Raw genomic sequence first — 18,297 nt, 5'->3', positions numbered from 1 at the left:
CCTTCAGCCATCCAGCTGGTCGTCCCATCAACACCCTCCTCGACCTGAGGTGTTGCGTCCACCAGTTGAATCCACCCAGTTCCGGTCACGGAAATTCGTCCACGCCCTGAACCGTCACCACCTCATCGGATCGATGGGGAAAGTCGGCGCTGCCGGGGACAACGCCGCGATGGAGTCTTTCTCCGCGCTGCTGCAAAAGAACGTCCTGGCCCGCAGGCGGTGGCGGGCTCGAGAAGAGCTCCGGATTGCGATCATCACCTGGATCGAGAGGACCTACCACCGGCGTCGTCGACAGGCCCGCCTGGGCCGATTGACGCCCATCGAATACGAGACCATCGTGAACCCCGCCGTGGGCCTCGCGGCCTGACACCCCAACTGTCACCTGATCGTGCGGCAGTCCCGTGAGCTCTCGGGAGGCGGGGTCGCGCTAGTGGTCAACGTCGCCTCCCGATGTGGACTCGCTCCGCAGTACGAGCAGCTCGAGGATCTACGACGTCGCTACCGCGATCGAAGGTTCACGGTGATCGGCTTCACGAGCAACCCGTTCCTGCAGGAGCTAGACTCGTCGGAGGCGATCGCCGACTACTGCTCGGCGACGTGGGGAGTGACGTTCCCGATGGCCGAGAAGGTTCGGGTCAACAGGAGGAACGCGCACCCTCTGTACAAGCAGCTCACGACCGTCGCGGACGCCAACGGTAAGTCAGGCAAGGTGACGTGGAACTTTGAGAAGTTCCTTGTCCATCCCGACGGCCGCGTCAAGCGTTTCCGACCACGCACCACCCCAGATTCTCCCGAAATCCTCGCCGCTATCGAAGAATGGACAGCCGATGAACACGCACATGAGTGACGCCCACCCCGTGCACCGCGGCCGGGCCCGCACAGCGGTACGTTTGCTGCTTGGCTCAGCCCTTACCTACGCCGGTGTCACCCACCTGACATCCGCTCGTGAAGAGTTCCGCGCACAGGTGCCGTCCTGGGTACCGGTCAGCGAAGACGCGACCGTCCTTGCTTCCGGCGTCACTGAAATCGCACTCGGCGCGGCCCTTCTCAGTGGACGACGGCAGCGCGTGGTTGGCGGTGTGGTCGCAGCCTTCTTCGTAGCAGTCTTCCCGGGCAATGTGGCGCAGTGGCGGAACAAACGTGACGGCTTCGGCCTCGACACGGATAGGAAGAGGCTGCTTCGTCTTCCGTTCCAGATTCCCCTCATCGTCGGCGCGCTGTGGTCTACCCGAGGGCGCAGGCCAGTCCGTCACCCTTCGCCTGAGCAGAGCGTATGAGCGCGGCTTTTCGGGCTCATCGCATTTGAGGGTGTCGAAGGGGTCGGAATCCGCCGGTGTCGAGCAGTGAGCGGATGATGCAGTCCCGCGTCGCGTGGACCACCAGATCGATCCCCGGCCACGCCCCCGCACGGGTCGCCGCGGACCCCTCCAGCACTGGGGCAGGCAGCGACCCCTCCCACGCCACCGCCACCGACGCGTCCTCGCCCGCAGCGACCTCCGCCACCGGGGCCGGCTCCGCGCTCGACCCCTCGACCTCCCCGGCCAGCACCACCCCGTCCGGCACCGCGGCCGGCGCGATCGACCCGTCCTCCTGCTCCACCAGCGTGGTGTCGTACTCCTGCCACGCACCACGCACTCACCAGGGCACGGCGGTACCACCGTCCGAACACAGGGATCTCCAACGGAGGAACTCGTCGCCCACTCGCAGCACCCACGCTGCTCCACCCCTCCGACGCCGGAGAGCCAGCACATCATGCAGTCAACGATCAGCTACCGCACAGAAACCTCGGTCACGGAACGATCACGATTCCTCACTCCCGTCCGGGACTGCCAAAGGCCCTTCCCGAGCGGCCGGTGTGGGCGGTTCGACCCGTTCGTCACCTTCCGGACCTCGGTTCGGGCCCGGGGGCTACCATGGCCGTGCACATCCATGACCAGAGAGTTGAACGGTGCCTGAAACGATCCCGCACACCGATGAGGCCGTGTCGGCCTCCCCCGCCGTCGAGCAGAGCTCCGGCACCACCGACCCGCAACAGACCTTCGCCGACTTCGACGTCCGCGCCGACATCGTCGAGGCCCTTGCGGCCAAGGGCATCACCACGCCCTTCCCGATCCAGGCGCTGACGCTCCCGGTCGCGCTCCGCGGCCGCGACATCATCGGCCAGGCCAAGACCGGCACGGGCAAGACCCTCGGCTTCGGCATCCCGCTGCTGCAGAGCTCCGTCGCCCCCGGCGAGCCGAACCCCGACGACCGCCCGATCGGGAAGCCGCAGGCCCTCGTGGTGCTGCCCACCCGCGAGCTCGCGGTGCAGGTCGCGCACGACCTCGAGACCGCCTCCGCGAAGCGTCCGATCCGGATCCTCACCGTCTACGGCGGCCGCGCCTACGAGCCGCAGATCGAGGCGCTCGAGAAGGGCGTCGAGGTGGTCGTCGGCACGCCGGGCCGCCTCATCGACCTGATGCGCCAGAAGCACCTCGATCTCTCGCAGGTGCGCACCGCGGTGCTCGACGAGGCCGACGAGATGCTCGACCTCGGCTTCCTCGAGGACATCGAGAAGCTGCTCCAGGCGGTCCCCAGCAACCGTCAGACGATGCTGTTCTCCGCCACGATGCCCGGCCCGATCATGGCGCTGGCACGGCGGTTCATGAAGCAGCCCACCCACATCCGCGCCCACGACCCCGGCGACGAGTCCCGCACCAAGGCGGACATCAAGCAGGTCGTCTACCGCGTCCATCAGCTCGACAAGATCGAGGTGATGGCCCGCGTGCTGCAGGCCCGCGGCCGTGGCCTGTCGATCATCTTCATGCGCACCAAGCGCCAGGCCGACCGCGTGGCCGGCGACCTCGCCGACCGCGGCTTCGCCGCCGCTCCCCTGCACGGCGACCTCGGCCAGGGAGCCCGCGAGCAGGCCCTGCGCGCCTTCCGCAACGGCAAGATCGACGTCCTGGTCGCGACCGACGTCGCCGCGCGCGGCATCGACGTCACCGACGTCACCCACGTCGTGAACTGGAACTGCCCCGACGACGACAAGACCTACCTCCACCGCACCGGCCGCACCGGCCGCGCGGGGAAGAAGGGCACCGCGATCACCTTCGTGGACTGGGAGGACCTGGCGCGCTGGGCTCTCATCGCCCGTCAGCTGGGGCTGGAGTCGACCGAGGCGGTGGAGACCTACTCGACCTCCGACCATCTCTTCACCGATCTCGACATCCCCACCGACGCCAAGGGCAACCTGCCGAAGGACAAGCGCACCCGCAAGGGCCTGGACGCGGAGGAGATCGAGGACCTCGGCGGTCCCGACTCGGCCGGTCGCGCCCCGCGCGAGGGCGGACGCGGCGGACGAGGTGGTCGCGACGGCGGCCGTGGCGAGGGCCGTGGGCGCGGCGAGGGCCGCTCCCGGGGCGAGCGCCGCAGTCGGGACGAGGAGTCCGGCGAGCAGACGGCCGACGCCGAGAGCGGCGGCCGCACTCGTGGCGAGCAGGACTTCGAGAAGCCCCGCCGCACCCGCTCGCGCTCCCGCACCCGCCGCGTGAACGGCGAGATCGTCGCCGAGCAGAGCACCGGTGCCGAGTCCTCGTCGACCGGTCCCGAGGACAAGGGCGGCTCTTCCGAGTCCGCCGGCGGTTCCTCGAACCGTCGTCGTCGCTCGCGCGGTGGTCGCGGTCGCAGCCGCGGTGGGTCGTCGAACAGCGGCTCCTCGAACGGCGGCGGCTCCGAGAGCTGAGTCCTCCGACCTGACCGACGGGCTCCGACACGATCGATCGTGTCGGAGCCCGTCGGCGTTCAGCGCCCACGCCGTCAGGGCCGCACGGGGAGGGCCGACCGGCCCGCTTCGCGTGCGAGAGGGGTGAGCGCCCGCTCAGGGCCTGATGACGCGGGTCCCGCTCGTCGCGCGACGCTCGATCTCGCCGAGCACCGCCGGGTCGGTGAGGTTCTCCGCGAGCAGGTTCGGCTTGCCCGTGCCGTGGAAGTCGCTGCCGCCGGTGACCAACAGGTCGTGCCGGTCGGCGAACCTCTGCAGCCGCTCCCGCTCCGCGTCGTCGTGCTCACGGTGGTGCACCTCCACGCCGTCGAGCCCTGCCTCCACGAGCTCCTCGAGCAGCTCGACCGGCAGGTCGTCGTCGCGGGTGACCGAGCCGGGATGTGCGATCACGGAGACGCCGCCGGCCTCCCGGATCGCGGCGACCGCCTCGAGCGGGGAGGGCGCGTAGTAGGGCACGTAATACGGGCCGGAGCCGCGCAGGATCTCCGCGAACGCCGCCGACCGGTCGGGCACCACACCGGCCGCGACGAGCGCGTCGGCGATGTGGGGTCGGCCGATCACCGTCTCCTCCCCCGCCACCTGAGCGAGGACGTCGTCCCAGGTGACGGGGTGGTCGCGGCCGATCAGCTCGACCATCCGCCGGGCCCGTTCGATGCGGGAGGAGCGCGCCTCGGCCATCTCGGCGGCCAGCGCCGTGCCCTCGGAGGGGTCCACCAGCAGGGCCAGCAGGTGCACGCTGCGGTGCCCGTGCTCGGAGGAGACCTCGATCCCTGGTACGGCCGCGACACCGGTGGCGGCGACCGCGGCGGGCAGCTGCGGCCAGCCCTCGACGGTGTCGTGGTCGGTCAGGGCGAGCACGTCCAGCCCGACCGCCTGGGCCTGCGCGAAGAGGTCCGGCACCGACGTCGTCCCGTCCGAGCACGTGCTGTGCCCGTGGAGATCGATGCGCTGCCTCGCGCCGGAGTAGGACCGCTCACTCATGCGCCCAGGGTAGACCGAGGCGTGAGAACATCGTGGGGTGAGCACCGAGAACACCGACACCAGCACCGACGCCACCTCCAGCGAAGACCGTATTGAGGACCTCGCCTCCCGCGGTGACTCCCGCTCGCAGCGCCCCGACAGCGCGGCGTTCCGCGAGTTCATCGCCTCCGGCTGGGACGAGACGGTGCCGGACGCCGAGCGGCGCGAGTCCGCGGACTTCACGCCGGAGCGTCGTGACGCGCTGGTGCGTCGCCTGCCGGGGACACGGCTGGTGCTGCCCGCCGGTGTGCTGAAGGTGCGCTCGAACGACACCGACTACCCCTTCCGCCCCGACACCGCTTTCGCGTACTACTCGGGGCTGGGCACCGACGAGGAGCCCGACAGCGTGCTCGTCGTCGAGCCGTCGGCGGAGGACCCGACGGTCTCGGTCGCGACCTACTTCTTCCGGCCCCGCGCCGGCTTCGACTCCAACGAGTTCTACGCCGACTCCCGCTACGGCGAGATGTGGGTGGGCCGCCGCCCCACCCTCACCGAGGCCTCCCAGCGGCTCGGGATCGAGGTGCGCCACATCGACGAGCTGCGCGACCACCTCGCCAAGGACGTCGGCGCCCAGCTGTCGCTGTCGGTCGTGCCCGAGGTCGACGCGTCGATCGAGGCGATGGTCCAGGAGATCCGCTCCCAGAACGGTCTGCCCGGCGGGCAGGAGGCCGCCGCCGAGAACGCCGCCCTGCGCGAGGCGGCCAGCGAGGCCCGGTTGGTCAAGGACGAGTACGAGGTGCGCCAGATGCGTCTGGCCGTCGAGGCGACGCTGCGCGGCTTCGAGGACGTCATCCGCAACCTCCCCCAGGCCGTCGGCCATCCTCGCGGCGAGCGGGTCATCGAGGGCGTCTTCGCGGCGACCGCCCGCGCCGACGGCAACGGCGTCGGCTACGACACGATCGCCGCGGCCGGCGACCACGCCTGCACCCTCCACTGGACCCGCAACGACGGCGCCGTGCGGCCCGATGAGCTGGTGCTCGTCGACGCGGGTGTCGAGATCGACTCGCTCTACACCGCTGACGTCACCCGCACCCTCCCCGTCTCGGGCACCTTCTCGCCCGTGCAGCGCAAGGTCTACGACGCGGTGCTCGAGGCCTCTGATGCAGCGTTCGCGGTCGCGCGCCCCGGGCTGCGCTTCCGCGAGCTGCACACCGCCGCGATGAAGGTCCTCGCCGCCCGCCTCGAGGAGTGGGGCCTGCTGCCCGGCACCGCCGAGGAGTCCCTCGCCCCCGAGGGTCAGTGGCACCGGCGCTGGATGCCGCACGGCACCAGTCACCACCTCGGCATGGATGTTCACGACTGCGCCCAGGCCCGCCGCGAGATGTACCTCGACGCGGAGCTGGTGCCCGGGATGGTCTTCACGATCGAGCCGGGCCTGTACTTCAAGGAGAACGACCTGCTGGTCCCCGAGGAGCTGCGCGGGATCGGCGTGCGCATCGAGGACGACGTCCTCGTCACCCAGGACGGGGTCGAGAACCTCTCCGCCGCAGCGCCCCGACGTGCCGAGGACGTCGAGGCCTGGATCGCCGAGCTGCGCTCGTGAGCACCTCCGCGCCGTCCCGCTTCTACGCGGCGAGGCTCGTCGGCACCTCCGTCTTCGACCCGATCGGGGACGCGGTGGCGACGGTCCGCGACGTGGTGGTGGTGCCGCAGACCCGCAGCAGCGCCCGAGCCGTCGGGTTCGTGGTCGAGGTCGCGGCGAAGCGGCGCGTGTTCCTGCCGATCACCCGGGTCACCTCCATCTCCCCCGGCCAGGTGATCTCGACCGGGGTGCTGAACGTGCGCCGCTTCGAGAAGCGCACCGGCGAGCTGCTGGTGCTCGGGGACCTGCTGGACCGGGTGGTGACCCTCTCCGACGGCTCCGGCGAGGCGACCGTGCTGGACATCGCCCTGGACCAGGACCGCCACCGCGACTGGACGATCTCGCGCCTGCATGTGCGCCGGCGCCGCGCGGGCGGGTCCCTGGGCCGGCTGGTCTCGCGCGGCGAGACGCTCACCGTCGACGTGCGCGAGGTGACGGGCCTGTTCGGCACGCAGGCGGAGCAGTCCGCCCACCTGCTCGCCGCCTCCTACCAGGACCTCAACCCCGCCGACCTCGCCGAGATCATCCAGGAGCTGGAGACCAAGCGCCGGATAGAGCTGGCCGGGGAGCTGGCCGACGAGCGGCTCGCCGACGTGCTCGAGGAGCTGCCCGAGGACATCCGCGTCGAGGTCGTCACGGGCCTGGACGCCAAGCGCGCCGCCGACGTGCTGGACGTGATGGACCCCGACGACGCGGCGGACCTCGTCCAGGAGCTGCCCGATGAGGTCGCCTCCCAGCTGCTGAACCTGATGGAGCCCGAGGAGGCGGAGGACGTGCGCCGCCTGATGGCGTACGACGAGTACACCGCCGGCGGCATGATGACGACCGAGCCGCTGATCGTCTCGCCCGAGACCCCGGTGGCGCACTGCCTGGCGATGATCAGCCGCGAGGCGATCCACGCCGCGCTCGCCTCGACCGTGCACGTGTGCCGCTCCCCGCTCGAGACCCCGACCGGCCGCCTGCTCGGGATCGTGCACTTCCAGCAGCTGCTGCGGGAGCGGCCCGACCGTCCCGTCGGCGAGATCATCGACCAGGACCGGGTCGCCGTCTCCCCGACGGTGCCGCTGTCGACCGTGACCCGTGAGATGGCGACCTACAACCTCGTCTCCATCCCGGTGGTCGACGACGACGGACGCCTGCTCGGCGCGGTCACCGTCGACGACGTGCTCGACCACGTGCTGCCCGACGACTGGCGCGAGCAGGACGACGAGCCCCCCGCGACGACCGGGCAGATCGACCTGTCCGAGATCGCGCGGGCCACCGCGCGCGACAGCGGTGAGGAGGGCTGAGGATGGCGGAGAAGAACGTCGACCCTCTCGACGACCCGGCGCCCCGGCGTCGCGGCCGCCTGCGCAACCCGCTGCGCGGCGACGCCTTCGGACGCGCTGCGGAGGGCTTCGCGCGCATGATGGGCACTCCCGCCTTCCTGGTGGGCATGACCCTTTTCTGCGCGGTGTGGCTGACCTGGAACTCGCTCGCCCCGGAGTCCGCGCAGTTCGACCCGCGCGCACTGAACTTCACCCTGCTCACCCTGATCCTCTCGCTGCAGGCCTCCTACGCCGCTCCCCTGCTGCTGCTCGCGCAGAACCGGCAGGACGACCGCGACCGCGTCCAGGCCGAGCAGGACCGCCAGTCCAACGAGCGCAACCACGCCACCACCGACTTCATCACGCGCGAGATCGCCTCGCTGCGCCTCGCGCTCAACGACGTCGCCACGCGCGACTTCGTGCGCGGCGAGCTGCGCGACCTCCTCCAGGAGCTCGAGGAGGCCGGGCCGGAGACGGACCGCCCCGAGGCGCCCGCGCTGGACGACCAGAGCCTCCGCGCGATCCTGCGCGAGGAGGTCGAGGCGGCGCTCGAGCGCCGCACCGGGAAGGAGCAGGACCCCCAGTGACCACACCGGAGACGCCCGCCCAGGGCGCGACCGAGGCCCCCGCCGACGAGCGCGTGGAGCGCATCCATGAGGCGCTGAGCGGGGTGATCGACCCCGAGATCCATCGCCCCATCACCGAGCTCGGCATGGTCGGTTCCGTGGACGTGGACGCCGAGGGCATCGCCCGCGTGCACGTGCTCGTCACGATCGAGGGCTGCCCCATGCGGGACCGGATCGAGCGCGAGACCGCCGAGGCCACCGCGACCGTGCCGGGCCTGTCCCGCGTCGAGGTGACCACCTCCGCGATGACCGAGGAGCAGCGCCGCGAGCTCACCGCCCGCCTGCGCCAGGGTCGCCGCCAGATCCCCTTCAACCAGCCCGGCTCCCTCACCCGCATCTATGCGATCTCCTCCGGCAAGGGCGGGGTGGGCAAGTCCACCGTCACCGCGAACCTCGCCGCCGCGATGGCGGCCGACGGGCTGCGCGTCGGCGTGATCGACGCGGACATCCACGGCTTCTCGATGCCGGGCATGTTCGGGATCACCGAGCAGCCCACGAAGGTCTCCGACCTGCTCATGCCGCCGGTCGGGCACGGCGTGGCCGTGATGAGCATCGGCATGTTCGTGCCCGAGGGGCAGGCCGTGGTGTGGCGCGGACCGAAGATGCACCGCGCGATCGAGCAGTTCGCCTCCGACGTGTTCTGGGGCGACCTCGACGTGCTCCTGCTGGACCTCCCGCCCGGCACCGGCGACGTCGCGATCTCGGTCGCGCAGCTGCTGCCCGGCGCGAAGATGGTCGTGGTGACCACGCCCCAGCAGTCCGCCGCCTCCGTCGCCGAGCGGGTCGGCTCCCTCGCCGCCTCCACCGAGCAGAAGATCGCCGGGGTCGTGGAGAACATGGCGGGCCTGACCCTGCCCGACGGCTCCGTGATGGACGTCTTCGGCAGCGGCGGCGGCGACCGGGTCGCCGCGACGCTCGCCGAGGCCGTCGGCGAGCAGGTGCCGGTGCTGGGCCGTGTGGGCCTGGCCCCGGCGCTGCGCGAGGGCGCGGACCGGGGCGTACCGCTGGTCGTCTCCGATCCCGACTCCCCCACCGCGCAGGCGCTCACGGCCGTGGCGCGCTCGCTGACGCGGTCCCCGCGGGGCCTGGGCGGGATGAAGCTGCCGCTCTCGGTCGCGCGGCACTGAGCCGTTCGGCTCAGGTGGCCTCGTCGTCGAAGGGGGCGCGCTTGGGGCCCTCGTCCTTCGCGGCCGAGCCCGAGCGCTTCTTCGCGCTCTTCGCGGCGCCCGCCGCGGCCGCGCCGCCTGCCACGGACATGGCCTCCTTGCTGGGCAGCAGCTCCTCGATGTCGGTGTCGCCCCAGGCCTCGCGGATGATGCGGCGCGGATCATACTGGCGCGGGTCGTACTTCTTGAGGTCCTCGATGGCGATGCCCATCTCGTCCTCGACCGTCGAGCGGGAGTCGTCGACCCAGCGGCGCGCCTTGCGCACCCACTGGACCAGCGAACGGGTGACCTCGGGCAGGCGCTGCGGGCCCACGATCACGAGGAACACGATGAGCAGGACGACGATCTCCCACCCGCCGAGGCCCATGAAGCCGGTGCCGCCCATTGTCCACCTATACGTCTCGAGGTCCGCTGCTGCGGGCCCATTATTGCATCGCGCCCCCTGGGAACGGCGCACGGACTGCGCGTCGCCCGCGCGGCTGTCGTAGGATCGGCCCGTTCACAGGCATGCGGCGAGAGGAAGCGGAGATGTCGTCGGGAAAGGTGGCCTCCTGGGCCCACGGCGAGGAGTTCGTCGACGAGGCGGACCTCTTCGCCGACGACGGCGTCCTGGCCCGCGCCCGCGAGCGCGGCAGCGAGCTCGGCGCGCCGCCCGTGCTGCCGGGAGCGGGCGCGCTGATGCGGCTGCTCGCCGCGGCGGTGCAGGCCCGCTCCGCGGTCGAGATCGGCACCGGCAGCGGCGTCGGCTCCCTGTACCTGCTCGCCGGGATGCACCCGGACGGGGTGCTCACCACGATCGACCCCGAGGTCGAGAACCAGCGCGCGGCGCGCGAGGCGTTCGCCGAGGCGCGGATCCGCACGCCGCGGGTGCGGACCATCGCCGGTCAGCCGCGCGACGTCGTCGGACGGCTCACCGATCACGCCTACGACCTGGTCGCCTTCCCCGCCCACGCCCCGCACGCGGAGGAGCTGCTCGAGCACGCCCGGCGCCTGCTGCGCCCGGGCGGCGTGCTGGTCATCCCCCACGCGCTCTTCCACGACCGGGTCGCGGACCCGGCCGCACGCGATGCCACCACCCGGGCGGTGCGGGGCCTGCTCCGCGCGGTCTCCGAGGCGGAGGACCTCGTCCCCGCGCTCACCGGCAGCGGCGACGGCGTGCTCGCCGCGGTGCACCGCCCTCGCCGGGGCTGAGAGCCGGCGCCCGGACAGCATCGGCCCCGCACCCGTCCAGCGGGTGCGGGGCCGATGCCGGCGGCGAGCTGCTTACTTGATCACGCCCTCCAGGGCGTCCCGCAGCTCCACGGCTTCCGATGCGGCGATCTCGACGACCAGACGGCCGCCCCCCTCGAGCGGGACCCGCATGATGATGCTGCGCCCCTCCTCCACGACCTCGAGCGGACCGTCACCGGTGCGCGGCTTCATAGCAGCCATGGCGTGCCTCCTAGATGTGTCGCTGCCCCTGAGTCGCTCCCCCGGACGGGGCCTCTGGCAGCGCGCGTACGGTGGCCATTATCTCAGGTCTTCGGGAGTGCTCGCACGCCGCGTCCGACGAGTCGTCCGACGAGGCCGCTCCGGCAGGCCGATCCCGTCGCCGAGACGGCCCGTCGCCACCCCCACCATGAGCACCGCCACGACGACCGCCACCAGCAGCAGGAGCAGCACGATCGGGCCGACGGCGGTCACGAGGCGTCCACGACCTCGTCCTCTGCGGCAGTGCGGGCCTGCTCCGCCGCCGGAGCTTCGTCGCCGCCGCGGATCGCCTCGCCGAGCGCGGCCAGGGCCTCCTCGGCGGTGTCCACCACCCGCACGAGGTCCAGGTCGGAAAGGCTGATCATCCCGCGGTCCACGACCGCCGAGCCCACCCAGTCCAGCAGGCCCTGCCAGTAGTCGCGGCCCACCAGGATCACGGGGAACATGTCGATCTTGTGGGTCTGCATCAGGCACAGCGCCTCGAACAGCTCGTCGAAGGTGCCGAAGCCGCCGGGCATCACCACGAAGCCGCTGGAGTACTTCACGAACATGGTCTTGCGCGCGAAGAAGTAGCGGAAGTCGACGCCGAGGTCGACGTACCGGTTCATGCCCTGCTCGTGCGGGAGCTCGATGCCGAGGCCCACGGAGACGCCGCCCGACTCCTGCGCGCCGCGGTTGCCGGCCTCCATGATGCCGGGGCCGCCGCCGGTGATCACGGCATAGCCGCGCTCGGCGATGCCCGCGCCGATCCGCCGCGCGCACTCGTAATCGGGGTGTCCCTCGCCGAGGCGTGCGGAGCCGAAGATCGAGATCGCCGGGCCCAGCTCGGACAGCGCCCCGAAGCCCTCGACGAACTCCGACTGGATCCGCAGCACCCGCCACGGATCGGAGTGCACCCAGGCTCCCGGCGCGGACTCCTCGAGCAGTCGCTGGTCGGTGGTGCGGTCGGGCCGCTGGGCGCCGCGCAGCGTGACGGGGCCCTTGCGGTGGTGCTCTCGTTCCTCCGGTGTCATGGCGCGATCGTAACGGCCCGGGCTCCCGGGCGTCGGACCGCCGGGCTCAGGCCCCGAGCAGGTATCGCCGCAGCCCCTCGAGAGCGCGGGTGAGATCGTCGACCGGGACGTGCTCGTCGTCGGTGTGGGCCAGCAGCGGGTCACCGGGCCCGAAGTTCACCGCCGGAGTGCCGAGGGCCGAGAAGCGGGAGACGTCGGTCCAGCCCTGCTTCGCGGCCAGCGGGACCTCTCCCCCGAGCGCGGCGAGGAAGTCGCGGGCGGCGGCGGTGTCCAGGCCCGGCAGCGCGCCGGGCGCCGCGTCGGTCACCTCGATCTCGAGGTCCAGGCCTGCAAGGACCTCGCGCACGTGCGCCTCGGCCTGCTCGACGCTCGTGTCCGGGGCGAAGCGGTAGTTCAGGGTGGCGCTCGCCCGGTCGGGGATGACGTTCCCGGCGATCCCGCCGGTGATCGCGACGGCGTTGAGGCACTCGCGGTACTCGAGCCCGTCGATCACCGCGCGGCGCGCCTCATAGGCGGCGAGCCGCTCGAGCACCGGGGCGAGGTGGTGGATCGCGTTGTCGCCCACCCAGTCGCGGGCGGAGTGCGCGGCGACGCCGCGGGCGGTGACCTCGAGCTTCATGGTGCCCTTGCACCCGCCCTCGACCCCGGCCGAGGTGGGCTCCCCGAGGATCGCGAAGTCGGCCTCGAGGTGTTCGGGGTGCTCGGCGGCGAGGCGGGTGAGGGAGTTGTCGGCCGCGGCGACCTCCTCGTGGTCGTAGAACAGCCAGGTGAGGTCCATCGGCGCGTCGGCCGCCTCGACGGCGAGCTTCAGCATCACCGCGACCCCGCCCTTCATGTCGCAGCTGCCGCGGCCGACGAGCTCCTCGCGGCCCTCGCGGAGACGCCTCGAGGAGGGGAGGTTCGCGGCGACCGGGACGGTGTCGAGATGGCCGGCCAGCAGCACGCGACGGTCCCGGCCGTGATGGGTGCGAGCGATGACGGTGTCCCCGTCGCGCAGCACCTCGAGGTGCGGGGCGTGCGCGGCCAGCGCCTGCTCGACGGCGTCGGCGAGCGCCTTCTCATTCCCGGAGACCGACTCGATGTCGACGATCGCGGCGGTGAGGTCGACGATGTCGGCCGACGGGTCCAGGGCGGGGGCGGTGCGCGTGCTCATGTGCGACATCGTGCCACGCCCGGATGGCGGCTCATTCCGCGGCGAGCGCTCCCCCGGCGCGGGCGAGGCGCACCGCGACCGCCTCGGCATGGCGCAGCAGCTGCGGGGAGGTGCCCGGCTCGGCGGTGATCGCGGAGCCCGGCTGGGCGGTGGAGACGGGGATTCCCACGAGCAGGCGCCGCTCGTAGACGGTGTCGTCGGTGCCGATCGGGGCGTAGAGCCCGTCGACCGCGATGGAGCCGGTGAGCATGCGGCGGCGGGAGCCTCGGGAGGCCCAGTGGTCCTTCTGCGCCTCGCCGCGCTCGCGCCAGGCGCCGAGCAGGGCGGAGCGGTAGGCCGGCAGGTCCACGGGCGGCAGATGCGCCTCGAGCACCCCGTCGCACAGGGTCACGGCCCCGTCCCCGCCGCGCACCGCGAAGCGGCCCGCCTCTTTGTCGATGTCCAGGTGCATGCGCGGGCCGGTGAAGCGCACCAGCCCCGCCTCCTCGAGCGCGAGCACCTGCCGGGCGCGCAGCACGGGAGGGCCCGAGGCCCAGGAGGCGAAGGCGTTGCGGAGGTGGCCGTCGATGTCGCGGCGCACCGACTCGGTGGTGTACGCGCCGAGGTCGATGAGGCGGTTGACCTGCATCCGCAGCGCGAGGAGCACCCGGTGGACGAGCACCCAGGCGGGATCGGGCGCGGTCGCGGCGGTGAGCGCGGAGGCGAGCACCTCGCGGGTGCGACGGTGGGCGTCGGCGCTGTCCCCGCCGCGGCGGCCGAAGGGGAACAGCAGGCGGATCAGCGCCTCGTCGCTCGCGAGCTCGGCGTGCCCGGCCCCGCGCAGGGCACGGCGCAGCTCGGCGAGCATCAGAGGCATCACCTCCCCCTCGTGGTCCACACCCGCCGAGCGCACCGCGAGCTCGAGGACGCGCTCGCTGGTGAGGACCTGCAGCGGGTAGGGGCTCAGCTGCTCCTGGGGCAGGTCGGGCTTGGGGCGGTAGACCATGCCGGAGCGGGAGCCGATCACGAGCACGGGCTCGGCGCCGCCGGGCACGTAGCGCAGCCCCGCCTCGGTCTCCGGGGCCTCCTCGAAGCGTCCGCCGGCGGCGGCGGTGAGCATCCCGATCGCGTCGTAGAAGTTCAGGCCCATCCCCTGCACGGCGACCGCCTCGCGGCCGAGCAGGGCGGCGTAGTCGACCTCGAGCGGGTTGGCGGGGCCGAGGTGGACCAGTCCGTGCCGCTCGGCGGCGTCGGCGAGCTGCTGGGAGCGGGGGCCGAGCGCGGTGGGCAGGTGGCCGAGCGCGAGCGCGACCGCGTCGGCGCGCAGCACCCGTCCGTCCGAGAGACGGATCCGCTGGGGTCCGTCGGCCGGGCCGGTGACGTCCACGGCCTCGGCGGGGTGCAGCACGATCCGCAGCCGCTCGGGGTCCGCGTCGGCGAGCGCGGTCTCGAGCACGTGCGCGAGATAGCGGCCGTGCGCGGCGCGGGAGGCGAAGTCGGAGGGGCCGAGCCCCTCCCCTGCCAGGTGGTCGGCGAGGCTCTCGCGGTGCGGGACGGGCAGCAGCGGATGGCAGGACTCGTCCGGGTACAGGGTGGTCTGGCAGGTGGTGGTGTTCATGAGCAGCACCTCGGGCTGGTCATGGCGCCACACGGCCCCGCCGCGCCCCACCAGCGGGTCGACCAGGTGCACGGTCAGCGGCCCCTGCCACTCCTCCGTGGTCGACGCCGCGACCAGCCGCTCCACGATCGCGGTGCCCCGGGGGCCCGCCCCGATGACGACGACGGTGCGGACGGGGTCGGCGGCGTGGGTCATCCCCCCAGTATGCGGCGCGGCGCGGAGCCTTCGGTCCGTGCGCGCCGTCTGGGATCATGGACCCATGTCATCGACGTCGCCGAGACACCTTCCGCCGCGCACGAGCTCCGGACCCTTCACCGGGGTCCTCTTCGGGCAGGCCGCGCGGCTGCGCGCCGTGGTCAACGCGGATCTGCTGCCGCGCGAGCGCGCCGCCGCCGATGCGCTGGTGCTCACCGCCTGGCTCAGCGCCGCCCAGCGCGAGCGCTATGCGCCCTCCCTGCGCGCCCCGGGCTCGGTCGAGGAGTTCGCCGAGCGCCTGGCCGACGAGCGCCGCGTGGTGCTCGAGGAGGGCGCGGACCCGGTCGCGGACGAGGTCGGCGCCGCGGCCGAGGCGGAGCGGGCGGCCAGGCAGCTCCCGCTGCGTCTCCTCGAGGGGGCGCTGCTGCTCGGCGCGCTCGTCTGCGTGGTGCTCACCGTGCTGCGGAGCCTGGAGGCCGCGGATCTCACCTGGCACCTGGCGGCGGAGTCGGGTCCGCTGCTCGGCGGGATGCTGCTGTGCCTCGTGCTCGCCGCGGTCGTCGGCGCGGTCGCGACGCGCCGCCGGGACCGGGCGCTGCTGGACTGGGCGGTCTCCCGTCCCGGTCAGCTGGGGCGCGGGCTGCCGCTGCGCAGGCCGCTGCAGGGCGAGTCCGCGGGGCCGGTGATCCTCGGGTCCCTGGGCCCGGCGCTCCTGCTCGGCGCGGGCGTCCTCGCGATCGTCGCCGGTGCCGCGGTGCTGCTGCTCTCGCTCATGCTGCGCGCCGAGATCGTCGCGGCCGAGCAGGCGCCGGCGCTGCTGATCGGCGGGGTCATCGCCCTGGTCGCCGCGACCGCGGCGGTGTACCTGCGCGGGCGGCGCCGGGAGCGGAGGGCTCGGCGGGGCCGGGCGGCCGAGTGGTTCGGACCGGTGTCGCAGGCCGAGGAGCCGCCGGCGGGGTGAGCCGAGGTGCGGTCGGGGAGGCCACCTCGTCCCCTCATTCCGGGACGGAGTAGCCCCTCTCCCGGGCGTGGCGCTCCCAGCGGGAGGAGACGGGCAGGCGGCGCAGGTCACGGGCGAGCAGACCGATCACCACGCCGAGCGCGAGCACCGCCGCGAAGAGCAGCAGCGTGGTCGTGCTGCCGGCGATCTCGAGGCCCCAGCCGGCGAGCGCGGGCGCGAAGGTCATCACGCCGAGGGACACCAGGCGCATCAGCGAGCTGATCCGGCCCTGCATCGCCACCGGCGTGATGTGGGTGAAGAACCCCTGCCCGGAGGCGTTGAAGGCGGGCAGACCGATCCCGATCGCGGTGTAGCACAGCGCGATCCACACCATCGAGGGCGCCACGGGCAGCAGCACCCCGACCAGGGTCATCAGGGCGACGGGCGCGATCGCGAGCGCCCCCGTCGGCACCGTGTCCACCAGGCGCGGGGCGAGGAAGGCGCCGAGCAGGATCGAGGCGGCCAGCGCCGTGTTCAGCAGGCCGATGCGGGAGGCGGGCACCCCCTGGTCCGCGAGGTCCAGCATCACCGTGAACAGCAGCCCGTTGGCGCCGAGGTTCACGGCGGAGGAGACGGCGAGCATCTGCAGCCGGATCGGCTGGGTGCGGATCCAGGCGAGGGCCTCGCGGAGGTCGTCGACCGCCTTCGTGGGCGGGGAGCCCTCGGCCCTCGGCCGGTAGCGTCCGCGCATGCTCAGCGTCGCGAGGACCGAGCCGACGTTCCCCAGCAGGTGCACGAGCGGAGGGAACACGATCGACAGCCCCAGCAGCGCACCGCCCACGGGCCCGGAGGCCATCTCGACCGCGGCCTCGCGGCCCTGGTTCACCGACACGGCCCGCGGCAGCTGCGTCACGGGCACGATCTGCTTGAGCATGGCGTTGGAGGCGCTGCCCAGCGCCGTTTCCCGCAGCCGGTCCAGGAAGGCGAGCGAGGCCAGCAGCACGGGACCGGCCCAGCCGCCCAGCAGCACCCACGACCAGCGCGAGCTGCACGAGGGCGCCGGTGAGCCCGGCGAGCAGACGCAGGGAGCGGCGCTCGATCCGGTCGGCGAGCAGGCCGCCGGGGATCAGGCCGACGACCGCGCCGAGCCCCTGCACCAGGGCGACCAGCCCCGTCGTGCCGAGGGACTGGGTGACCATGAAGGTGATCAGCGGGAAGGCGAAGGCGCCGATCCCGGTGCCGATGTCGAGCAGCAGATCGCCCAGCAGCCACCGCAGGTACTCGCCGTTGCGGTGGAGAGGGGCATGGCGGGGCGCGTGCGCGTCGTCGCCGTCGGTCATTCGCTCACCGTTCCCCGGACATCGCGGTCCCTCCCGCTCGGGGCGTCTGGTGCCCCGCGGTGTGCTCTTCGCCGCGCCCGGGCGGGCGCATGCTCCCCTGCTGGGTCAGGATTCGTACACTCGGCCCATGAATTCCTCGACATCCGAGTCCACCGTCACCGCCGCCTGGGGCATCGCGCTCACGACACTCGGGGCCGACGGTTCCGTCCTCGACGCATGGTACCCCTCGCCGCAGCTCGGCGAGGCTCCTGCTGACCCCGCCGGCCATCCCCTCCACGCGCAGCTGGCCGCCGCCGCACGGGCCGACGAGGTGCGCGGCACCACCCAGGAGGTCGTGGTCCGCACGATCGACCTGACGGCCGCCCCGACCGATGCGGCAGACGCCTACCTGCGCCTCCACCTCCTCTCCCACCGCCTGGTCCGCCCGAATGAGCAGAACCTCGAGGGGCTCTTCGGGTCGCTCACCAACGTCGTGTGGACCACCGAGGGGCCCTGCGCGGTCGCCGGCTTCGAGGAGACGCGCCTGCGCCTGATCGCCGCGGGCCGCACCCCCACCGTGCTCAGCCTCGACAAGTTCCCGCGCATGGTCGACTACGTGCTGCCCACCGGCGTGCGGATCGGCGACGCGGATCGCGTGCGGCTCGGCGCGCATCTCGCCGAGGGCACCACCGTGATGCACGAGGGCTTCGTGAACTTCAATGCCGGCACCCTCGGCGCCTCGATGATCGAGGGCCGCATCTCCCAGGGCGTCGTGGTCGGGGACGGCTCCGACGTGGGCGGCGGCGCCTCCACCATGGGCACCCTCTCCGGCGGCGGCACCGCGCGCGTCAGCATCGGTCGGCGCTCCCTCGTCGGCGCCGAGGCCGGGATCGGCATCGCCCTCGGGGACGACTGCGTGGTCGAGGCGGGGCTGTACGTCACCGCCGGCACGAAGGTCGAGCTGCTCGGCGAGCCCGGCGCCGAGGCCCAGGGCCCGCACGTGGTGAAGGCGCGGGAGCTCTCCGGGGTGCCGAACCTGCTCTTCCGCCGCAACTCGCTGACCGGTGCGGTGCAGGCGGTGGCCCGCGCGGGCCAGACCGTCGAGCTCAACGCCGCCCTGCACAGCAACTGAGACGAAGCATCTGA

At 72.7% G+C, this 18,297-nt stretch carries 19 protein-coding genes and 1 pseudogene; 11 read left to right on the top strand and 9 right to left on the bottom strand.

Annotated elements, in window-relative coordinates; translation table 11 throughout:
- From L3K22_RS14180 to L3K22_RS14170, 3 genes and pseudogenes are all read left to right on the top strand, one after another.
- Positions 1 to 367, top strand: a pseudogene (locus tag L3K22_RS14180) (integrase core domain-containing protein); the annotation flags it as partial.
- Positions 368 to 382: 15 nt separating this feature from the next.
- Complete coding sequence (locus tag L3K22_RS14175) at positions 383 to 847, top strand: glutathione peroxidase (RefSeq protein WP_263311954.1); 465 nt, start codon at positions 383 to 385, stop codon at positions 845 to 847.
- Entirely contained in the window at positions 828 to 1,277 is a 450-nt protein-coding gene (locus L3K22_RS14170) for a DoxX family protein (RefSeq protein WP_263311952.1), read from the top strand. The genes L3K22_RS14175 and L3K22_RS14170 overlap by 20 nt, the downstream gene beginning before the upstream one ends.
- Positions 1,278 to 1,293: 16 nt before the next feature.
- Here the strand turns inward: L3K22_RS14170 and L3K22_RS14165 are convergent, their stop codons facing one another.
- Positions 1,294 to 1,635, bottom strand: a complete 342-nt coding sequence (locus L3K22_RS14165; protein WP_263311951.1) for a hypothetical protein — start codon at positions 1,633 to 1,635, stop codon at positions 1,294 to 1,296.
- Positions 1,636 to 1,948: 313 nt separating this feature from the next.
- Between L3K22_RS14165 and L3K22_RS14160 the strand changes: the two genes are divergently transcribed.
- Positions 1,949 to 3,724 carry a DEAD/DEAH box helicase gene (locus L3K22_RS14160; RefSeq protein ID WP_263311950.1) on the top strand — a complete coding sequence of 592 codons (1,776 nt, stop codon included), beginning with the start codon at positions 1,949 to 1,951 and terminating at the stop codon, positions 3,722 to 3,724.
- Positions 3,725 to 3,859: 135 nt separating this feature from the next.
- Here the strand turns inward: L3K22_RS14160 and L3K22_RS14155 are convergent, their stop codons facing one another.
- Positions 3,860 to 4,744: a PHP domain-containing protein gene (locus tag L3K22_RS14155; protein ID WP_263311949.1), complete on the bottom strand. Its 885-nt coding sequence runs from the start codon at positions 4,742 to 4,744 to the stop codon at positions 3,860 to 3,862.
- Between the two features lie 37 nt (positions 4,745 to 4,781).
- On the opposite strand from L3K22_RS14155, the gene L3K22_RS14150 reads away from it, so the two are divergent.
- From L3K22_RS14150 to L3K22_RS14135, 4 genes are read left to right on the top strand one after another with little or no spacing between them, the layout of a single operon-like run.
- On the top strand, positions 4,782 to 6,326 hold the full coding sequence (locus L3K22_RS14150; protein ID WP_263311948.1) for an aminopeptidase P family protein: 1,545 nt from the start codon (positions 4,782 to 4,784) through the stop codon (positions 6,324 to 6,326).
- Positions 6,323 to 7,654: a magnesium transporter MgtE N-terminal domain-containing protein gene (locus tag L3K22_RS14145; RefSeq protein ID WP_263311947.1), complete on the top strand. Its 1,332-nt coding sequence runs from the start codon at positions 6,323 to 6,325 to the stop codon at positions 7,652 to 7,654. Before L3K22_RS14150 ends, L3K22_RS14145 begins: the two co-directional genes overlap by 4 nt.
- A 2-nt stretch (positions 7,655 to 7,656) precedes the next feature.
- Positions 7,657 to 8,259: a DUF1003 domain-containing protein gene (locus L3K22_RS14140; protein WP_263311946.1), complete on the top strand. Its 603-nt coding sequence runs from the start codon at positions 7,657 to 7,659 to the stop codon at positions 8,257 to 8,259.
- Positions 8,256 to 9,425 carry a P-loop NTPase gene (locus L3K22_RS14135; protein WP_263311945.1) on the top strand — a complete coding sequence of 390 codons (1,170 nt, stop codon included), beginning with the start codon at positions 8,256 to 8,258 and terminating at the stop codon, positions 9,423 to 9,425. The genes L3K22_RS14140 and L3K22_RS14135 overlap by 4 nt, the downstream gene beginning before the upstream one ends.
- A gap of 10 nt (positions 9,426 to 9,435) precedes the next feature.
- On the opposite strand, the gene L3K22_RS14130 is transcribed toward L3K22_RS14135, so the two are convergent.
- Complete coding sequence (locus tag L3K22_RS14130) at positions 9,436 to 9,849, bottom strand: twin-arginine translocase TatA/TatE family subunit (RefSeq protein WP_062949350.1); 414 nt, start codon at positions 9,847 to 9,849, stop codon at positions 9,436 to 9,438.
- 143 nt (positions 9,850 to 9,992) lie between these two features.
- Here L3K22_RS14130 and L3K22_RS14125 point away from each other — a divergent pair, with 143 nt between their 5' ends.
- The gene (locus tag L3K22_RS14125) at positions 9,993 to 10,655 is read left to right on the top strand and encodes an O-methyltransferase (protein WP_010551468.1); all 663 of its coding nucleotides are present in this window, start codon (positions 9,993 to 9,995) and stop codon (positions 10,653 to 10,655) included.
- Positions 10,656 to 10,727: 72 nt separating this feature from the next.
- Here L3K22_RS14125 and L3K22_RS14120 read toward each other — a convergent pair whose 3' ends face one another.
- The 5 genes from L3K22_RS14120 to L3K22_RS14100 all read right to left on the bottom strand — a co-directional run bounded on the left by L3K22_RS14120 (position 10,728) and on the right by L3K22_RS14100 (position 14,892).
- Positions 10,728 to 10,895: a DUF3117 domain-containing protein gene (locus L3K22_RS14120; protein WP_010551467.1), complete on the bottom strand. Its 168-nt coding sequence runs from the start codon at positions 10,893 to 10,895 to the stop codon at positions 10,728 to 10,730.
- Between the two features lie 78 nt (positions 10,896 to 10,973).
- Complete coding sequence (locus L3K22_RS14115) at positions 10,974 to 11,147, bottom strand: hypothetical protein (RefSeq protein ID WP_263311944.1); 174 nt, start codon at positions 11,145 to 11,147, stop codon at positions 10,974 to 10,976.
- Positions 11,144 to 11,947 (bottom strand): LOG family protein, encoded by an 804-nt coding sequence (locus tag L3K22_RS14110; RefSeq protein WP_263311943.1) that lies wholly within the window; start codon positions 11,945 to 11,947, stop codon positions 11,144 to 11,146. Before L3K22_RS14110 ends, L3K22_RS14115 begins: the two co-directional genes overlap by 4 nt.
- Positions 11,948 to 11,993: 46 nt before the next feature.
- Entirely contained in the window at positions 11,994 to 13,100 is a 1,107-nt protein-coding gene (gene dapE, locus L3K22_RS14105) for a succinyl-diaminopimelate desuccinylase (RefSeq protein WP_263311942.1), read from the bottom strand.
- A gap of 31 nt (positions 13,101 to 13,131) precedes the next feature.
- Positions 13,132 to 14,892: an FAD/NAD(P)-binding protein gene (locus tag L3K22_RS14100; RefSeq protein WP_263311941.1), complete on the bottom strand. Its 1,761-nt coding sequence runs from the start codon at positions 14,890 to 14,892 to the stop codon at positions 13,132 to 13,134.
- Between the two features lie 64 nt (positions 14,893 to 14,956).
- Here L3K22_RS14100 and L3K22_RS14095 point away from each other — a divergent pair, with 64 nt between their 5' ends.
- Entirely contained in the window at positions 14,957 to 15,853 is an 897-nt protein-coding gene (locus L3K22_RS14095) for a hypothetical protein (RefSeq protein ID WP_263311940.1), read from the top strand.
- A gap of 34 nt (positions 15,854 to 15,887) precedes the next feature.
- Here the strand turns inward: L3K22_RS14095 and L3K22_RS14090 are convergent, their stop codons facing one another.
- A complete protein-coding gene (locus tag L3K22_RS14090; protein WP_263311939.1) occupies positions 15,888 to 16,862 on the bottom strand; it encodes an MFS transporter in 975 nt (324 codons plus the stop codon).
- 437 nt (positions 16,863 to 17,299) lie between these two features.
- On the opposite strand from L3K22_RS14090, the gene dapD reads away from it, so the two are divergent.
- Entirely contained in the window at positions 17,300 to 18,283 is a 984-nt protein-coding gene (dapD, locus tag L3K22_RS14085; RefSeq protein ID WP_263311938.1) for a 2,3,4,5-tetrahydropyridine-2,6-dicarboxylate N-succinyltransferase, read from the top strand.
- The last annotated feature ends 14 nt before the right edge of the window (positions 18,284 to 18,297 follow it).

It is taken from the genome of Brachybacterium atlanticum, from assembly GCF_025669985.1.
Classification (GTDB): Bacteria; Actinomycetota; Actinomycetes; order Actinomycetales; family Dermabacteraceae; genus Brachybacterium; species Brachybacterium conglomeratum.
The sequence above is the reverse complement of the archived record's forward strand: the minus strand, read 5'-3'. Positions and strand labels throughout refer to the sequence as shown.

Coding starts and splice junctions, on each gene's coding strand:
- L3K22_RS14170 (WP_263311952.1), top strand. CDS start 828: ATGAACACGCACATGAGTGACGCCCACCCCGTGCACCGCGGCCGGGCC.
- L3K22_RS14155 (WP_263311949.1), bottom strand. CDS start 4,744: ATGAGTGAGCGGTCCTACTCCGGCGCGAGGCAGCGCATCGATCTCCAC.
- L3K22_RS14140 (WP_263311946.1), top strand. CDS start 7,657: ATGGCGGAGAAGAACGTCGACCCTCTCGACGACCCGGCGCCCCGGCGT.
- L3K22_RS14130 (WP_062949350.1), bottom strand. CDS start 9,849: ATGGGCGGCACCGGCTTCATGGGCCTCGGCGGGTGGGAGATCGTCGTC.
- L3K22_RS14125 (WP_010551468.1), top strand. CDS start 9,993: ATGTCGTCGGGAAAGGTGGCCTCCTGGGCCCACGGCGAGGAGTTCGTC.
- L3K22_RS14120 (WP_010551467.1), bottom strand. CDS start 10,895: ATGGCTGCTATGAAGCCGCGCACCGGTGACGGTCCGCTCGAGGTCGTG.
- L3K22_RS14110 (WP_263311943.1), bottom strand. CDS start 11,947: ATGACACCGGAGGAACGAGAGCACCACCGCAAGGGCCCCGTCACGCTG.
- dapE (WP_263311942.1), bottom strand. CDS start 13,100: ATGAGCACGCGCACCGCCCCCGCCCTGGACCCGTCGGCCGACATCGTC.
- L3K22_RS14100 (WP_263311941.1), bottom strand. CDS start 14,892: ATGACCCACGCCGCCGACCCCGTCCGCACCGTCGTCGTCATCGGGGCG.
- L3K22_RS14095 (WP_263311940.1), top strand. CDS start 14,957: ATGTCATCGACGTCGCCGAGACACCTTCCGCCGCGCACGAGCTCCGGA.
- dapD (WP_263311938.1), top strand. CDS start 17,300: ATGAATTCCTCGACATCCGAGTCCACCGTCACCGCCGCCTGGGGCATC.